The sequence below is a fragment of the Streptomyces sp. NPDC017676 genome, from assembly GCF_044329325.1.
Lineage (GTDB): Bacteria > Actinomycetota > Actinomycetes > Streptomycetales > Streptomycetaceae > Streptomyces.
The window spans coordinates 24,290-37,223 of sequence record NZ_JBIRJA010000023.1 but is presented as its reverse complement, the minus strand read 5'-3'; the positions used below and the strand labels follow the sequence as shown (position 1 = coordinate 37,223).

Sequence of the window (12,934 nt, the reverse complement as noted above, 5' to 3'; positions counted from 1 at the left end):
GGCGGTGACTGCGTCCGGGTACCGGCCCGACGGTCGTCGGCTCCGGGCCGGTGGTGCCCGGCCTGACCGCTGGGCCGAGAGTGAGGGGTGCGGCCTTCGCTGGTGTTCGCGCGGAGGAGGTGGTGGTCGCGGTGGTGTGGGGTCAGGCGGCGATCGTCTTGTACTCGACGTACTGGGTCAGGCCGACCGTGCCGAACTCCCTGCCGATGCCGCTGCTCTTGAACCCTCCGAAGGGGCCGTCGAAGGAGAACGGCGCGCCGTTGACGGAGAAGGTGCCGGTGCGGATGCGCCGGGCGATCTCCAGGGCGCGGTCCTCGTCGGCCGTCCACACGCCGCCGCCGAGGCCGTACGGGGAGTCGTTGGCGATGCGGACCGCGTGGTCGTCGTCGTCGAACGGGATGACCACGAGCACCGGGCCGAAGATCTCCTCCTGTGCGATGCGCATGGAGTTGTCGACGTCGGCGAAGAGGGTGGGGGTGACGTAGTAGCCGTCTTCGAGACCGGCGGGGACCCCGGGGCCGCCGGTGACGAGCCGGGCGCCCTCGCGGATTCCCGTCTCGATGTACGAACGTACGCGTTCCTGCTGGTCCGCCCTGACCATCGGGCCGATGAAGGTGGCGGGGTCGGAGGGGTCGCCGACGGTCAGCGACTCGATGAGGTCCTTCAGCCTGGCCACGGCCTCGTCGTAGCGGCCGCGGTGCACCAGGATCCGCGTGTGCGCGACGCAGGCCTCGCCGTTGTTGGCGAAGGAGAGGAACTTCAGGCCCTCCACCATGGCGTCGAGGTCGGCGTCCTCCCGCACGATGGCGGCGGACTTGCCGCCGAGTTCCAGGCTCACCCTCTTGAGCTGCCGGCCGGCGATGGCCGCGATGGCGCGTCCGGCGCCCGTCGAGCCGGTGAACGCGATCTTGTCGATGCCGGGATGGGAGATGAGGTACTCGCTGGTGGCGCGGTCGGCGGGCAGGATGCTGACCACGCCCTCCGGGACACCCGCGGCGGTGAGGATCTCCCCCAGCAGCAGCGTGACGAGGGCGTTCTCGGGCGATGCCTTGAGCACGACGGTGCAGCCCGCCAGAAGAGCGGGGACGATCTTGACGAGCGCGGACTGGTGCGGGGCGTTCCAGGGGATGACGGCCGCGACGACACCGACCGGTTCCCGGCGTACCAGGATGCGGCCCGTGGCGCCGTCGGTCCGAGGCAGTTCCTCCTCCCACGGCAGGGCGGCCGCGGCGCGCAGGAAGGCGTCGGTCTGCTGGGACAGCGCGGCCGCGGTCCAGCCGGTGAACCAGCGGGCGCTGCCGTTCTCGGCGGTGGTGAGGTCCGCGATCTCCTCGGCGCGCTTGGCGTAGAGGTCGTTGAAGCGGGCGATGACGTCCTGGCGTTCGGCCGGGGACAGGCGGGGCCAGGGACCTTCGTCGAAGGCCTTGCGGGCGGCGTCGACGGCGAGGTCCACATCGGGCTTCGTGGCCTCGGCGGCCAGCCCGACCAGGGACCGGTCGTGCGGGGAACGGACCTCCAGCAGGTCCTTCCTGGCGGGCTCGGTCCAGCGGCCGCCGATGTACAGCTTGTCGTAAGTGATCACTGGGAGTCCTTCTCGTGGGGTGCCGCCCGGAAGCGGGGAAGGCCCCCACGTTAAGAGAACGGCGTTCTCTTAGTCAAGAGAACAGGGTTGCGTTAAGCTCGGACTCCGCTCCCGGCGACCGCCCCTATCTGAACGTGTACATGTCGCCATGGCCGAAAAGTGACGTATAATGTGGTTGGTCGACTTGCGGTGAGCACATGTCGCGACGCATCGGTACAGGTGGCCACTGCCCGCGGGACAACAGAAGTAGGTACGTGCACGTGATAGGGCGGGAACCGGAGTTCACACAGCTGACCGCCCTTGTCGATGCCGCGCGAGAGGGACACGGCACCTCGGCACTCGTGCACGGGGAAGCGGGCATCGGCAAGAGCAGGCTCGCGTCCGCGGTCGTGGAAGCCGCGTCCTCCGCAGGCTTCGCGGTCCTTTCCTGCCACGGCATCCGCGGCGGCGGCGCGGCCGGTTTCGAGGGGCTGCACGAACTGCTGCTCCCCCTGCTCGACCGCATCGACGACCTGCCGCCGCGCCAGCGCACGGCCCTTAAGGTCGCGTTCGGGGCGGAGGGGGAACCGGCGGACCGATTCATCACCGGGCTCGCCGTCTTCGGGCTGCTGGAGGAAGCCGCGGCGCGAGGTCCCCTCGTGCTGCTGGTCGAGGACCTGCACTGGCTCGACCGGTCGACAGCCGACGTCGTCACCTTCCTCGCGGCCCGCATGAGCGTCATGCCGGCGCTGCTCCTGGCCACGAGCCGGACCGATCGCGCCTACCCCGACCGCAAGCCGCACTTCGAGCACCACGTGCCCCTCGCGCCGCTGGGGCAGGAGGACGCGCTGAAGCTGGTCGCCCTGCACGCGCCCGCGCTGACGCTGCCGCAACGGCGCCGTCTGGTCGAGCGCGCACTGGGCAACCCGCTCGCGTTGACCGAATGGTCGAACAGCTCGGCGTGGTTCGAAGGACCGCCTCCTGCCGGACGCGGCGGTGTCCCGATGAGCAGACGTCTGGAGGACGCGTTCCTGGCCGAGGTCGCCCTGCTGCCCCCGGCGACGCGGCAGGCCCTCCTCGTCGCGGCCGCGGGAGAGGACTCCAGCAGTCATGAAGTGCTGGAGGCGGCCCGCAACCTGGGGCTGGACCAGAGCGACTTCGTGCCCGCCGAGAGGTTCGGTCTGATCACGCTCACGGGTGGCACGTACAGGTTCCGCCACCCGTTGGTGGCCTCGGCGGTCTACGACTACGCCGACTTCGCCGCGCGGTCCCGCGCGCACACCGAACTGGCGGCAGTCGTCGTCGACGCCGCACGGGCCGTCCAGCACCGGGCCGCGGCAGTGGCCGGATGGGACGAGGACGTCGCCGCCGAACTCGAAGAACTCGCCGTGACGGCCGGCCGACGGGGCGCACGGACCGAAGCCGCCGCCGCCTGGCGCCGCGCGGCCGCGCTGACCCCGGTCGCGGCGGACCGGGCGCGACGCACGGTGATGGCGGCGGAAATGGCGCGGCAAGCGGGCGCGACGGCCGACGCCGTGGCCCTGCTCGCCGAGGCGAGACCGATCGTCGACGACGAGGCGTCGATGGTGCAGTTCGCCCGTACCGAATGGATGCTCGCCGGCACCAGCACGACGCTCCTGGGGCGCGGCGGCGACGAACTGGTCGCGATGTCACGGACACTCAGCGATCCGGCCGACCGGGTCGAGGTCCTCACCTGGGCGGCGGCGCGCAGCTACCTCCGCCAGGACTCCTCTCCCGACATCGCGGCAGCCGTCGCGGACGCACTGCGGCGAACCGACGCCGACGTCACCGAGTCGCATCAGGTGCTCCGGACCATCGGCTTGGCCCTGATCAGCCCGGCGGACCGGATCGGGTCGGTCGACCAGGCCTTGTCGATCATGCAGCGGGAGGCCCGCGAGGCGTACGGGACACTTCTGAACTGCCTCGCGTTCGCCGTCGAGGACACCCATGACCTCGCCGTCGCCGACCGTGTCTGGGGCGCGGGGGTCGACATGTTCCACCAGTCGGCACGGGCCAGCGACGTGGCGGTGGCCCTCTCCGGACGCAGCACCGTGCGCATGACCGCCAACGCGATCGCCGCCGGCCTCACCGACGCGGAACTCGCACTGCGCCTCAGCTACGACCTCGATCTGCCGGTGGTCGGGGCCCTGGCCGGCGCGAACATCGCACGCGCACGTGCATGGCGCGGCGAACACGAACTCGTGACCGCTGCCCTGAACACCTGTACCGAACTGTCCGGGCCCACCCCGGCACCCAGGGTGGCGGCCGTGGCGTCCTGGGCGTCGGCCCAGGCGGCGGCGAACGAGGGCCGCGCCGACGAGGCGCTCGCCCACTTGCTGGAATGCGTCGAGCACCCGCCCATCGGGGTGTGGGCGGGCGGCGACCTCGCCGACACGGCCGTGCGGGCCGGCCGGCCCGAGGCGGTGGAGGGCTGGCTCGACATGGCTACGACCGCCCTCGCGTCCAGCGACTCCGACCATCTCGCGATGCTCGTCGAACGGTCGCGGGCGCTTCTGGCGCAGGGCGGCGACGCACGTGTCCACTTCGAGCGGGCGATCCAGCGCGGTGAGGCGACCACCGCGTTCCTCGACCTGGCCAAGACCCGGTTGTTCTTCGGCGAGTGGCTGCGCCGGGAACGCCGCATCGTGGAGGCGCGCAGCCATCTCTCCGCCGCGCTGCACGTCTTCGAGTCCCACCACGCGGCACCGCTCGTGCGGCGAACGGCACGGGAGCTGGGCGCCGCCGGCAGCACGGTGCAGACCACACAGCCGCGCCAGACCTTCGACGCCGGCGCCGTGCTGACCGCCCAGGAACTGCACGTCGCCCGGCTGGCCGCCCAGGGGTACACGAACCGGCAGATCGCCGACCAGCTGTACCTCTCCCACCGCACCGTCGGAGCACACCTGTACAAGGTCTACGCGAAGTTGCAGATCAACCGGCGGTCGCAGCTCGCCGCCGCCCTCGCGTCCGACACGCTCGACTGACGCGAGGCAGGGCCCGCGACCGCCGGCCCGGTGACCGGCCGCCCTCCGGGCCCCGGCTCTACGCCAGGCGCGCGCCGCCGTCGACGTGCAGAACCGTTCCGGTGACGTACGGATTGTCCATGGCGAAGAGCACCGCCTTGACGACGTCGTCCGCGGTTCCGACCCGCCGTACGGGGTTGGTGTCGGCGATCTGCCGGAGGAATCCCGGCTTGGCGTCACCGAGCCTGTCCCAGGCACCGCTGTCGATGATGCCGGGGGACACGGCGTTCACGCGCAGCGGGGCGATCTCCACGGCCAGGGCCTGGACGAGGAAGGCCAGGGCGCCGTTGGTGGTCGCCATGACCGTGCGCTCGGGCGCCGGGCGCCAGGCAGCCACCCCGGAGAAGAAGGTGAGGGAACCGCCCTCGCGTGCCTGACCGGCCAGGTGCTTGGCGATGAACAGGGGACCGATCACCTTCGCCGCGAAGGCCCGTCGGACGTCGGCCGGTTCGAGTTCGGCCAGCGGCCCGTTGGCGGGAACCGCCGCCGTGGACACCAGGTGGTCGAAGGGGCCGACCTGGTCGGCCAACCGCGCGACGGAGTCGTCGTCGGTGATGTCGAACTCCACGGTTCGCCACGGGCCGCTCAGTTCCCCGGCGGTGTCCTTCAGCTTGCCGAGGTCCGGTCCGGCGAGGACCAGTTCGGCGCCCGCCGCCGAGGCCGTCCGTGCGAGTTGCCGTCCGATCGCCGAGCCGGCTCCGATGACGACGATGCGCTGTCCGGAACGTTCCTGTGTGGTCACGTGGATCTCCTTGGGTGAAGCGCCGTGGCGCGGCCGATGTGGCACGAGCGTCACTCTCTCCCCCGCACACCGATGAGGCCAATGATTGTTTTCGTCGCTCCCCATAAGTTCCGTTCATGGCGGCATGGGCAGTCACCGTCCGGTCCGGCCGGGGTGGTGACACTCCTCGCGGTCGCCGGCAGACGGCTTGATCACACCTTCTGGCACACATGTGAGCCGCGCTAACTTTGCGCTCGACGTGTCACCCGTTGCTACGACTCGACAAGGTGGATGACGTATGGCCAGTCGGACCAACCGGGCAACCCTGCGGATCCTCGCCGTCGCCGGAGCCGCCGCCGCCCTCGCGTGGCCGGCGGCGACGCCCGCCGGAGCGGCGGAGTTCCCGGGATGGGGCATCAGCCTGTACAGCGGAGCGGACCTGACCGGGACGCGGACCGTCGTCGACCTCGACGACAGCGGTTGTCACACCCTGTCCGAAGCCGCGCTGTCGGCCGTGGACGTGTCCGACGCGGACCTCTACGCGTACTACAACACCGACTGCCGGACCGGCCTGCCGGGACAGGGCGGGGACTCCTACTTCATCGTGGGCAGTCTGCACACGGCGCAGTTCCCGCTCCCCGTGCTCAGCTACCGGGTGGTCCGCAACGGCTGAGGTCCTTCGGGAGGGACGGCCGGAGTCGCGCCCGCCCCCGTCGCCCTGCGGCTCACTCCCCCGTCGGCGGGCGGCGGGCGGGGCGGTCGGCGGTGCGCAGGCGTCTGGCGACGTGCGCGGGCATCAGCGGGGCGTGTTCCCCGAGGGCCTCCAGGAAGGAGGAGGTGACCGGGTCCGGACTGGTGCGGGTGTATCCGGTCAGTTCCCGGCGCAGGGGCGGGTCGGGACGCAGGAACGCGCCGGCGAAGTGCGGCGGGATGGCGTTGGCGGGCACGAGGGTGGGCCCGAGCCCGGCCGCCGCGTACCCGATGGCCGACCCCGCCTGCTCGGTGCGCACCGCGACCCGGGGCCGGAACCCGGCGGCGCCACAGGCCCGTTCGAGGATGTCGGACAGGCCGCTGTCGGGCGTGAAGTGCACCCACTCCCGCTCGGCGAGGTCGGCCAGCCGGACGTCCGGTGCGCGGTCGGAGAGCGCCACCGGGTCGTCGGACCGGGTGACGACCAGGAACTCCTCGGCGCCGATGTGCCGTGCGGTGCCCTCCCAGTTCTCCGGCAGCGGCCCCACGGCGACATCGGCCTGGCCCGCGGTCATGGCCTGCGCCATCTCGTCGCTCCGGCGGTGTTCGAACAACCGGATGCGCACCCCGGGGTGCTTGCGGCGCCAGAGCCCGAGGACCGTGGGCAGCACGCCCGAGCTGACCGAGTAGAGCGTGGCCAGGTGCAGCTCACCGGTGGAGACGCCGGCGGCGCGGCGGGCGGAGACGGTGGCCCGGCCGGCCTCGGCCAGCGCGGCCCGGGCGTGGGGCAGCATCGACCGTCCGGCCGGGGTGAGCCGCACGCCGCGCGGCAGCCGTTCCAGGAGCGGCCCGCCGACCTCCCGTTCCAGTGCCTGGAACTGGTGGGAGAGTCCGGGCTGGGTGACGTTGAGGCTTTCCGCGGCACGGGTGAACGAACCCTCGTCCACGATCGCCACCAGGTACTCAAGCTGTCGCAATGTCGCCATGCGCTCAGCTTATCGAAAGAATGCCAAAGAGTTCTTGGACTTATGGCTGGGTGCGGGAGCACGATGAACGGGTCCCGGGGAGCGGACGGCCCGAAGAAGCCGGACGACTCCGGACGACCCGTCCTACATGGCGGAGTTTCCGCAGCTCAGGCGCATATGTCCAAGGAGTCGTCATGTCCCCCTCCCGCTCGGAACCGACCATCACCGTGGGCAACGTCGCCCTGTCGTTCCACCGGGCCGCCGCCGCGGTCACACGCCGCGTCCTGAAGGCCCACGGGCACCGGGTGAACAGCGTGGAGGCGCCGCACGAGCAGTTGTTCCGGCTCCAGGAGGAGGGCGGCATCGACGTCCTGGTCTCCGCGTGGCTGCCCTCCAGCCACGACACGTATCTCTCCCGCTACCGGGACCGGGTCCGGGTGCTGACGCCGCACTACCAGCCGTACTGCGTGTGGGCGGTGCCGCCCTACGTCCCCGAGGACGAGGTGCGTCAGGTCGCCGACCTGACGCGGCGGGGGGTGGCCGGGCGGATGACGAAGGTCATCGACGGCATCAACCCGGGCGCCGGCATCAGCCGCTTCTCCGCCCGGATGGTGGACGCGTACGGTCTGGCCGGGCTCGGCTACTCCTTCGCTCCCGGCAGCGAGTCCGGCTTCCTCTCCCGGGTGGAGCGCGGCATCGCCGCACGGGAGTGGTTCGTCGTCCCGCTGTGGCGCCCGCAGTACCTCAACCGCCTGTACGGCCTGCGCCCCCTGGAAGAGCCCAAGGGCCTGCTGGGCACCGTGGACGACGCCAGTCCGGTCGTCCGCCTCGACGCGCTGGACCATCTGCACCCCGACGCGGTCGCCCGGCTGGACGGCCTGTACCTGGGCAACGACGGTGTCGAGGAGATCGACGCCCTGATCAACGTGGACGGCCTCACCCCCTTGCGGGCCGCGGACCGCTACCTCGCGCAGCACGGCCACGCCCTGACGGTGTGACCCGCCCCGCGGCGACGCGCCCGTACACCACGACCTACCCGTTCGAACAGCACACGGAAAGCGAAGATGTTCCCATGAACAAGACCACCATGCGGGCCGTCGGTTACCGCGCGAGCCTCCCCGTCGGTGACCCGGAGAGCCTGGTCGACGTGGAACTGCCCGTCCCCGAACCCGGCCCGCACGACCTGCTGGTGAAGGTCGAGGCCGTGGCGGTCAACCCCGTCGACTACAAGATCCGGCAGAGCAACGACCCGGGCGGTGAGATCAAGGTGCTCGGCTGGGACGCGGCGGGCACCGTGGTCGCGGTCGGCGAGAAGGTCGAGACGTTCGAGGCGGGCGACGAGGTGTACTACGCCGGCGCCCTGGACCGGGCCGGCGCCAACTCCGAGTACCACACGGTCGACGAGCGCATCGTGGCCCGCAAGCCCGCCACGTTGTCCTTCACGGAGGCCGCGGCCCTGCCGCTGACCTCGCTGACCGCCTGGGAGGGGCTGTTCGAACACCTCGGCCTGGAGAACGGCGGACTGAACCAGGACGGCGCCCTGCTGATCACCGCCGCGGCCGGCGGCGTCGGTTCCGTCACGGCCCAGCTGGCCCGCGCCCTGACCAGCCTGACCGTCATCGGCACCGCCTCCCGTCCGGAGACCGTGGAGTTCGCCACCCGCATGGGGGTGCGGCACATCGTGGACCACCGCGAGCCGCTGGTCCCCCAGCTCGCCGAGGTGGCCCCGAACGGCCTGACCCACGTGTTCAGCACCGCCGACACCGACGGCAACCTGGGCGCCTACGCCGAAGCCCTGCGGCCCTTCGGCAGGATCGTCGCCATCGACGACTTCGACTCCCTGCCCATCGGAGTGCTGAAGGCCAAGAGCATCTCCTACCACTGGGAGTTCATGTTCACCCGCTCCCTGTACCAGACCGCCGACCAGGACCGGCAGCGGCACATCCTGACCCAGATCGCCCGTCTCGTGGACGCGGGCGTCATCACCACCACCGCCATGAAGGACCTCGGCCGGATCAACGCGGCGAACCTCCGCGAGGCGCACCGCGTCATGGAGTCCGGCACCGCCATCGGCAAGATCACCCTCACCGGCTTCTGAGCCGCCCGCCACACCCCGGCCGGCCACGCGACACTGCCCCCGGGCGCTCATCACCTGCGCTCACGGGCACCGACGACCGGAATCATGTGTCCGGCCGGTGCGCGGTGACGACAGTTGTTCCCGAACGCGGCCGGCCATGCGCGGTCCACGCGGACGCGCACGGCCGCATCCGGCCCCGGGCCACCCGACGACTTACGGAGAATGCCATGACCCACCCTGAGAACGGGCCCATCGTCCTCGTCGCGCGCATGCAGGCGCGCCCCGGCAAGGAGCAGGAACTGCGGGACGCGCTGCCCGCTCTGGTGGCCGCCACCCGACAGGAGGACGGTTGCCTCACCTATGTGCCGCACCAGGGCCTGGACGACCCCGGGCTGCTGGTGATGCACGAGGTGTGGCAGAGCGAGGAGCACCTGCGCGCCCACGCGGCCAGCGACCATCTGCGGCGGTTCGCGGAGCTGGCGGAGATGCTGACGGTGGGGGGCATCCAGATCGAGCGGCTGACCGAGCTGGCCGTGTAGACGGTACGTCCGGCCGGCTCACCGGGCCGGGAGCGGGTCCCCGGCGGCGGGGCGCTAGCGTTGCTCACCGTTCGCGCCCCGCCCGGGGCGCACCGAGGTTGGGACCCCGATGTTCACCAGCGTTCTTCTGATCGAGCAGCAGCTGTCGGCGGCGGACGTCAAGTTCGTGACGACTCTCCACGACGACGAGACGTTCTTCGTCGTCCTCATGCAGCCACGGGGCGCCGAGAACCGGCTGCTGCGCTCCCTGGACGACATCGCGCTCGGCGAGCTGGAGCGGGCTGCCCGCGAAGGTGAGGAGCCGGAGGGCGAGGAGGCCAGGCAGCAGGCCGCCCTGGCACTGGAACACTCGGTCCGGAGCCTGCGGGAGGCCGGCAGCGAGTCCGTCGGGCAACTGGTCGGCGGCCACCCCCTGACCCTTCTGCGGTCGGTGGTCGAGGAGACGGGTGCCGACGAGGTGATCGTGCTGACCGCTCCGCACCTCGTCGAGGAACTCCTCCACCTCGACTGGGCGGGCCGGGCCCGTCACACGGTGGGCGTCCCGGTACTGAAGCTGTACGCACACGACGACGAGAGCTGACCAGCCGCGCGCACGCCTGCTCGAAGGGCGGCGGCACCGCCGCCCGGACCGCGCGGCCCCCTCGGTCGGCGGGGCGGCGCGGACGCGTCAGTCACACGACCGATGCCTGGACGCACCACCGGTGACACGCTCCGAACGGCTCGGCCCCCACCCGGCCGGCACGCACCACGACGGTGCGGCGGAGGAAAGGACATCCTTCATGACCACCGCGTCCACGGCTTCGGCACCGATCGGTCTGGTTCTCATCGCCACGGTCAACGAGATCTTCTCCGATGAGGGCAAGGGATATCCCGGCTTCAAGGCCGAATTCGAGCGGATCGGCACCCTGGGCAACCTGCGCCGTCTGCTCGCCGGTTTCCGGGACAAGGACCTCCCCGCGTTCTTCTCGCCGATGTCGTACACCGACGAGGAGTACGCGCACTGGCGGCACAAGTCCGGCATCCACCACATGATGTTCGACAACCGCATGTTCGAGGCGGGCAGTTGGGGTGCCGAGTTCCACCCCGACCTCACGCCCGGCCCCCACGACGTGACCATCGCGCCGCACAAGAACCTCGACGTCTTCGCGACGACCGATCTCGACATCCAGTTGAAGCGGCGCGGTGTCGAACACGTCGTCGTGGCGGGCATGATCGGCACGATGTGCGTGGAGTCGACGGCGCGCAGCGCCATGGAACGCGGATACCGGGTGACCTTGGTCCCGGATGCCACGGCCCCCGACGGCGGACCGGACTCCTACGAGCAGATGCTGCGCCGTTACGCGCTGATCGCGCACGCGGTGCTGACCACCGACGAACTGCTGGCGACGGAACCGTTCCGGAGCCGCTGACCCGACGTGCCGGGGCCGTCGCCGTGGCGGGACCAGCGGTCAGTCCGGCTCCGGCTCCCCGATGCCGGTGTGGAAGACGGCGGTGACGGCCTTGCCTTCGAGCGCCGGACGGGCGTGCCAGGAGTCGGCGAGCGCGGCGACGAGGTGAAGGCCCCGGCCGGACTCGGCCAGCGGGTCCGCCTCGGCCGCGCTCGGCCAGCTCGTCGTCCCGCCCTTGTCGAAGACCGTCAGCGAGATGGCGTCCCGGTCGTGGTGGAGCATCAGGCCGCGGACACCGGCCGTGTGGGAGACCGCGTTCGCCACCAGCTCGGTGACGACGAGGAGCGCGTCCGGCAACCTGGCTCCGAGGAACTCCGCGCAGGTGCCGCGCACCGCTTCCCTGGCCCGCTGCTCCGCCCGGCCGGAACCGGCGAGGCTGATCACCCGGCAGGCGCCCGGGGAGGGCCGCACCTCCACCCGCACGCCTTCTCGCTCAGGGCTGAGTGTTCTGTTCACGATCGTGTCCTCCCACGCCGGAGCCGCTGTTCGGACCAACCGATCCGTTGAGTTGGATATTCCAACTAACTAGTTCGCCGCGTGAGTTGACCGCCGGGCGCGACGGGCACCGTCTGCGTACGACGGATTCCGTCTCCCCCTGGTTCGACAGGCGGGACCGTCACGTGTGTTGAGGGCAGAAGGGCTGCCCCAACGGCTCGTTCCTGCCCCTCCGCGGCCGCTCGCGACCCTGGCGGCAGCAGGATGAGGGCCGCGGGTTGTGGATGACCTCGCAAGGAGGGGAACGCGGTAGCGCCCGTTCCCCTCCGCCCGCGACACGGCGCCGGTACGGCCGGCTCGAAGCAGGCGACCCGCATACGCTCAGCGCCCCGGCCGGGCGTCGTCCCGGTGGCGTTCACACGTTCTCATCAGGTGAGAGGAACCACGATGACGTCCTTGGCCCATGCCGTACACGTCAGTCCGATGCAGCCGTTGGCGCCGACGGCCCTGCCTCCCCGGCCGGACGGCGGCCCGCTGGTGTGGTCTCCGCTGACCACCACCCTCCTCTACGGTCCCCGCGAGGCCGTCCTGGTCGACCCGGGGCTGACCACGGAGCAGGGGGCCGCCGTCGCGGAGTGGGCCGCCGGTTTCGACCGTACGATCACCGGCGTCTACGTCACCCACGCGCACGGCGACCACTGGTACGCGACGGCGGCCGTGCGTGAGCGGTTCCCGGACCTGACGGTGTGGGCCACGCCCGAGACGATCGCGGAGATGGAGCGGACCACGCCCGGCGGCCGGCCGAACCCCTTCTGGGGAGCGGCGTTCCCCGGCCTGATCGGCGACACCCCGGTCATCGCCGAGGCCGTCCCGGAAGGCGGGCTCCAGGTCGACGGGCAGCCGCTCGTACCGCATGCCGCCGGGCACACCGACACGGATCACACCACGTTCCTGCACGTGCCGTCCTTGGACCTGGTCGTCAGTGGCGACGTCGTCTACAACCAGGTGCACCAGTACCTCTCCGAGGCCGGCACCGACGGCATCGACAGCTGGCTCGACGCGATCGACGCCGTGGCCGCCGTCAACCCGACCACCGTCGTGGCCGGGCACAAGAACCCCGAGCGTGACGATCCGGCGTCCATCATCGACGACACGCGCGACTACCTGCGTGCGGCCGCGGAGGTCTTCGCGGGTGCCACCAGCCGGGCGGAGTACTTCGAGGCGATGACGCGGAGGTTCCCGGCGTGGCTTAACCCGGGCATCGCGTGGCTGACCGCGGTGGGGCGCTGGGCCGAGTGAGCCACGTGTGAGGCACACGAGGGGGCCGTGCCGCCGGTGACGGTCAGCACCGGGTGCGGCCCCCCGCCCCGTCCGCCCGGCGCCGGACGGCGGACGGCACGGTGTACCCGTTCACCAGGGAGACGATCAGCCCCTCCTCGTCCAGTCCGGCGGTC

The 12,934-nt window shown here is 71.4% G+C and carries 12 protein-coding genes; 8 read left to right on the top strand and 4 right to left on the bottom strand.

Annotation, left to right across the window (positions count from 1 at the left end):
• Positions 1-142: 142 nt before the first annotated feature.
• Positions 143-1,582 (bottom strand): aldehyde dehydrogenase, encoded by a 1,440-nt coding sequence (locus ACH4LD_RS37125; RefSeq protein WP_398058679.1) that lies wholly within the window; start codon positions 1,580-1,582, stop codon positions 143-145.
• 254 nt (positions 1,583-1,836) lie between these two features.
• Here ACH4LD_RS37125 and ACH4LD_RS37120 point away from each other — a divergent pair, with 254 nt between their 5' ends.
• On the top strand, positions 1,837-4,566 hold the full coding sequence (locus ACH4LD_RS37120) for an AAA family ATPase (protein WP_398058680.1): 2,730 nt from the start codon (positions 1,837-1,839) through the stop codon (positions 4,564-4,566).
• Positions 4,567-4,624: 58 nt separating this feature from the next.
• On the opposite strand, the gene ACH4LD_RS37115 is transcribed toward ACH4LD_RS37120, so the two are convergent.
• A complete protein-coding gene (locus ACH4LD_RS37115) occupies positions 4,625-5,347 on the bottom strand; it encodes an SDR family oxidoreductase (RefSeq protein ID WP_398058681.1) in 723 nt (240 codons plus the stop codon).
• A 277-nt stretch (positions 5,348-5,624) separates the two neighbouring features.
• Between ACH4LD_RS37115 and ACH4LD_RS37110 the strand changes: the two genes are divergently transcribed.
• Positions 5,625-5,999, top strand: coding sequence for a hypothetical protein (locus ACH4LD_RS37110; protein WP_398058682.1), 375 nt, complete (start codon positions 5,625-5,627; stop codon positions 5,997-5,999).
• A gap of 52 nt (positions 6,000-6,051) precedes the next feature.
• Here the strand turns inward: ACH4LD_RS37110 and ACH4LD_RS37105 are convergent, their stop codons facing one another.
• On the bottom strand, positions 6,052-7,002 hold the full coding sequence (locus ACH4LD_RS37105; RefSeq protein ID WP_398058683.1) for a LysR family transcriptional regulator: 951 nt from the start codon (positions 7,000-7,002) through the stop codon (positions 6,052-6,054).
• Between the two features lie 173 nt (positions 7,003-7,175).
• Here ACH4LD_RS37105 and ACH4LD_RS37100 point away from each other — a divergent pair, with 173 nt between their 5' ends.
• The 5 genes from ACH4LD_RS37100 (at position 7,176) to ACH4LD_RS37080 (ending at position 11,006) form a co-directional block, all read left to right on the top strand.
• Entirely contained in the window at positions 7,176-7,979 is an 804-nt protein-coding gene (locus ACH4LD_RS37100; RefSeq protein WP_398058684.1) for a glycine betaine ABC transporter substrate-binding protein, read from the top strand.
• Between the two features lie 74 nt (positions 7,980-8,053).
• Positions 8,054-9,079 carry a zinc-binding alcohol dehydrogenase family protein gene (locus tag ACH4LD_RS37095; protein ID WP_398058685.1) on the top strand — a complete coding sequence of 342 codons (1,026 nt, stop codon included), beginning with the start codon at positions 8,054-8,056 and terminating at the stop codon, positions 9,077-9,079.
• Positions 9,080-9,285: 206 nt separating this feature from the next.
• Entirely contained in the window at positions 9,286-9,597 is a 312-nt protein-coding gene (locus ACH4LD_RS37090) for a putative quinol monooxygenase (RefSeq protein ID WP_103811526.1), read from the top strand.
• Between the two features lie 109 nt (positions 9,598-9,706).
• On the top strand, positions 9,707-10,177 hold the full coding sequence (locus ACH4LD_RS37085) for an indole-3-glycerol phosphate synthase (protein WP_398058686.1): 471 nt from the start codon (positions 9,707-9,709) through the stop codon (positions 10,175-10,177).
• A gap of 199 nt (positions 10,178-10,376) precedes the next feature.
• Positions 10,377-11,006: a cysteine hydrolase family protein gene (locus ACH4LD_RS37080; RefSeq protein WP_398058687.1), complete on the top strand. Its 630-nt coding sequence runs from the start codon at positions 10,377-10,379 to the stop codon at positions 11,004-11,006.
• A gap of 39 nt (positions 11,007-11,045) precedes the next feature.
• On the opposite strand, the gene ACH4LD_RS37075 is transcribed toward ACH4LD_RS37080, so the two are convergent.
• The gene (locus ACH4LD_RS37075; protein ID WP_398058688.1) at positions 11,046-11,501 is read right to left on the bottom strand and encodes an ATP-binding protein; all 456 of its coding nucleotides are present in this window, start codon (positions 11,499-11,501) and stop codon (positions 11,046-11,048) included.
• A gap of 426 nt (positions 11,502-11,927) precedes the next feature.
• Here ACH4LD_RS37075 and ACH4LD_RS37070 point away from each other — a divergent pair, with 426 nt between their 5' ends.
• On the top strand, positions 11,928-12,779 hold the full coding sequence (locus ACH4LD_RS37070) for an MBL fold metallo-hydrolase (RefSeq protein WP_398058689.1): 852 nt from the start codon (positions 11,928-11,930) through the stop codon (positions 12,777-12,779).
• Positions 12,780-12,934: the final 155 nt, after the last annotated feature.

Coding starts and splice junctions, on each gene's coding strand:
- ACH4LD_RS37110 (WP_398058682.1), top strand. CDS start 5,625: ATGGCCAGTCGGACCAACCGGGCAACCCTGCGGATCCTCGCCGTCGCC.
- ACH4LD_RS37105 (WP_398058683.1), bottom strand. CDS start 7,002: ATGGCGACATTGCGACAGCTTGAGTACCTGGTGGCGATCGTGGACGAG.
- ACH4LD_RS37100 (WP_398058684.1), top strand. CDS start 7,176: ATGTCCCCCTCCCGCTCGGAACCGACCATCACCGTGGGCAACGTCGCC.
- ACH4LD_RS37095 (WP_398058685.1), top strand. CDS start 8,054: ATGAACAAGACCACCATGCGGGCCGTCGGTTACCGCGCGAGCCTCCCC.
- ACH4LD_RS37090 (WP_103811526.1), top strand. CDS start 9,286: ATGACCCACCCTGAGAACGGGCCCATCGTCCTCGTCGCGCGCATGCAG.
- ACH4LD_RS37085 (WP_398058686.1), top strand. CDS start 9,707: ATGTTCACCAGCGTTCTTCTGATCGAGCAGCAGCTGTCGGCGGCGGAC.
- ACH4LD_RS37080 (WP_398058687.1), top strand. CDS start 10,377: ATGACCACCGCGTCCACGGCTTCGGCACCGATCGGTCTGGTTCTCATC.
- ACH4LD_RS37070 (WP_398058689.1), top strand. CDS start 11,928: ATGACGTCCTTGGCCCATGCCGTACACGTCAGTCCGATGCAGCCGTTG.